This is a genomic window from Arthrobacter sp. E44 (assembly GCF_041877125.1).
Taxonomy (GTDB): domain Bacteria; phylum Actinomycetota; class Actinomycetes; order Actinomycetales; family Micrococcaceae; genus Arthrobacter.
The window spans coordinates 1-3,259 of the sequence record NZ_JBHDJA010000050.1 but is presented as its reverse complement, the minus strand read 5'-3'; the positions used below and the strand labels follow the sequence as shown (position 1 = coordinate 3,259).

The following is a 3,259-nucleotide window of genomic DNA, read 5'->3' as shown; positions in this document are numbered from 1 at the left end:
AACGCCGTCAACGCGCCCTCGGCCGGCTGACACCCATCGAGTTTGAGACAATAAAAAACGCGGCCTCAGCCGCGTAAGAAATTATCAACCCCAGCTGTCAACTAAACCTTCAGCAGTCCCGTCTGGCCCGTATTATCCTTCGCGGGCATGATGATGAGCTCACGGCCGTGGACTGGTTAACAGCGATGCTTGACTCTCCCGAGGTCGGCTAGAAGTGCTCAAAATTCAGCTTGCACTGGATCCCGGGCGTGTACAGCTTGTCTGCACTGATGAGTGTTTGGAAGACCTGCGAAGGATCGCTACGAGGTTAGTAACTGCCACGTATGTTCGGCCCCGGCTAATCGAAGTCAATCTCGATGACCTGCTCGTGAACGTTGCTGAGATCGCTACTTGGCCGGAAAATGATCAAGTCGTTTGGTCAGAGGAATTGGCCACGATTGTCCGTGATAATTTTGCCGATGCTGCTGCGATGCGTGAGAACTTGGCACGAAATCGTGACGCGGGAGTGGGACTGTCTCTCTCCGGGGGGTGGCTGGATGACTTGCGTTCATTCCAGAAGCGAGATGTCGCCAAATTAGCTGGACTAAAACATGGTGCCAACTTCAGCGTTCCTGGTGCAGGTAAGACCCGTGCGACCCTGGCCTTATTGGCTCACCGTGTCGCACAAGGCTCCGCCGACAGAGTCCTAGTTGTTAGTCCTAAATCCGCGTTCGAGTCCTGGACTGAAGAAATGCAGATAACGCTGGGCGCCGGGGAGTTTGGCTTTAGAGTTGTGACGGATAGAGAAGAACTTTCAGGCCGCGCGATTTTGGTCAATTACGAACGTCTCTCTCCGATGATGTCCCATCTTATCCATTGGATGCGGCTGGGCAAGACCATGTTAGTCCTGGACGAAGCCCACCGCATGAAACTGGGCGCACGAGGACAGTGGGGAAGTGCGTGCATGCAACTTGCTCCCTTCGCGGCGCACCGACTTATTCTAAGCGGGACGCCGGCACCAAATGGGTCTGCTGACTTAGAAAGTCTATTTTCTTTTGTCTGGCCTGGGCAGGGAGCGCGACATGTAAGGGCAGCCATATCGACCGGCAGCCTAAAGGAAGCAAGTTCAGTGCTGCGTCCACTATTTACTAGGACGACCAAAACTGAGTTGGAATTGCCGCCCATGATTGTAAAAGTTCGCCGAATTGCGCTCCCTCCACTGCATCGACAAATTTATGACGCTTTGTTGATGCGCGAGGCGGTGAAGTTGAAACGTGACGGCCGAAATATGTCAGACCTAGGCAAGGTAATCCTCTATTTGCTGATGGCTGCAACCTCCCCCGCCTTAGTGGCTGTGGGTGCAAGTAGATACGAACCGCTGGCGTATCGAGTGCCCCCGCTCGAGCTGCCAGAAGGACAAGACGGACGAACCCTGCTGGAGGATCTACCGGACTTTGAGTTAAGCCCCAAATATGTGGAGGTCGCAAAGATTGTCGAGAGTAACTGGCAAGAGGGGAGGAAAACGTTAGTGTGGTCAACCTTCGTAAGAAACTTGACGACGCTTGAGCGCATACTCGAGCCTTTTAACCCCGCCCTTGTACATGGCGGCACCGAAGACCGTGATCAGCAAATTGAAAAGTTTAGAAACGACCCTACCTGCGCGGTTTTGCTGTCCAATCCGGCGACACTTGGAGAAGGAATAAGTCTCCATCACACCTGCCACGATGCCGTATATCTTGATCGTGATTTTTCAGCAGGCCGTTATCTACAAAGTGTTGACCGGATACACCGTCTTGGCTTACCTGGAAACATTATAACTAATGTAACTATATTAGTCGGATCTGGCACCATTGATGAGCTGGTTGAGCTTCGTTTGCAGCAGAAGCTTGAGTTTATGGGCGGCGTTCTTGATGACGCGGACATTCTGGTTCTCGGTGACTTGGCCGAGGAAGTCAGCGAGGGTGTGGGGCTGGACTCCAAGGATGTAGAAGAGCTTCTCAACCACCTGAAGTCATGACAACACCGAAGACGTTGATTCTAGCGGTCGGGAGATGGCTTGAGCTGCTGAGTAGAACCACTTTTGTTCGCGCAAACGTTATTGTCCATAATGATGCGGCGTATACGGATATCACACCCACTCAATATGCCAGTGCGCTGGAATGGATTCGTAATGTTCCTCAATTAAGTAGTCTTATCGAGATCTCCAGTGGGCGAGGGATGAGGAAACTACCCCTGGATTTTTCGAAGCGAATGGCCTTGGAGGCAGTGATACTGGAAGAAAGTCCTTCCTGGCTTCAAGTCGTTGATGAGCTCGTGATTTCCCAGGATGACCTTCCCAATGACGTCGTTTGCTGGGCTCAGTGCCTTGATATGACGGACGCCGAGTCCATGGATGTCGTAAGAAACGTAAGCGGAAAAGTAGATGCGCAAGCCCGAAAAGATTTTGGAGAAGCGGGCGAATCGGCATTGGTGACTATGCTAGAAGCTTCATGGCCCGGCTCTGTAATGCATGTGTCGATGGTCTCTGACGGCTTGGGCTACGATATTGCGTTCCGACCGGGCGACGTAGAGTGGCACCTAGAAGTTAAATCCGTTGCGTCCGGTGTGCGCAGACGGATTTTTTTGTCCCGTAACGAGTTTGAGGTGAGCCGTAGGGATCGATATTGGCGTTTAGTCCTCGTGGTTTTGGACGCAGAAAGGTCAGTCCAGTCGGTGAGTATCCTCGAGAGTTCAGCCTTATGGACTGGTTCCCCTCGTGATGTCACTTCGAGAGCGTCCTGGGAAACCAGCAAGTTCATCTTAAAGTCCGGTGAAGGGCGCAGCACATTCTGCAGAGCGCTTGGTTTAACACCTCCGCAGTACGCCCATGCGGCACTCTACGACGCAGCACCCCAAGCCTAGACTGACGGATTTGTATGCGTGGAGGGATGGCTTGAGGTCAGCAGATGCATGACGCTGCTGGAATTAACAACGCCCATCTGATTACGCCCCACGCACGCAGGCGGACTGTGGCGACCCTCCTCGCCAGGGAAGCGGAAGACAAAGCCGCGGCCTCAATGCTGGGTCACGCGGACTTGTCGATGACGCATGCCGCGTACATTGAACGGCTCAAAGAGGTTGATGATCACACGGCGGTCCTCGGTGGTCTCGCGCCAAAGCGGCTCTTCACGGTTCGTGGTGAATGTTCTGCCGTGAAGGATGTTCATGCCGCTGTTCTGGCGGCACTGCGCAACAGGATACGCGTTTTGTAGTTGCGTGCGTTGGTGAATCCCCGGCCGGT

At 53.4% G+C, this 3,259-nt stretch carries 3 protein-coding genes and 1 pseudogene; 3 read left to right on the top strand and 1 reads right to left on the bottom strand.

Annotation, left to right across the window (positions count from 1 at the left end):
• Positions 1–367: 367 nt before the first annotated feature.
• The 3 genes and pseudogenes from ACETK3_RS21225 to ACETK3_RS21215 form a co-directional block, all read left to right on the top strand.
• On the top strand, positions 368–1,996 hold the full coding sequence (locus tag ACETK3_RS21225; protein ID WP_373993587.1) for a DEAD/DEAH box helicase: 1,629 nt from the start codon (positions 368–370) through the stop codon (positions 1,994–1,996).
• Entirely contained in the window at positions 1,993–2,880 is an 888-nt protein-coding gene (locus tag ACETK3_RS21220; protein WP_373993586.1) for a DUF3883 domain-containing protein, read from the top strand. Before ACETK3_RS21225 ends, ACETK3_RS21220 begins: the two co-directional genes overlap by 4 nt.
• A 44-nt stretch (positions 2,881–2,924) precedes the next feature.
• Positions 2,925–3,029, top strand: a pseudogene (locus ACETK3_RS21215) (hypothetical protein); the annotation flags it as partial.
• Positions 3,030–3,032: 3 nt separating this feature from the next.
• On the opposite strand, the gene ACETK3_RS21210 reads toward ACETK3_RS21215, so the two are convergent.
• On the bottom strand, positions 3,033–3,259 hold a 227-nt coding region (locus tag ACETK3_RS21210), incomplete at its 5' end, for a hypothetical protein (protein WP_373993588.1).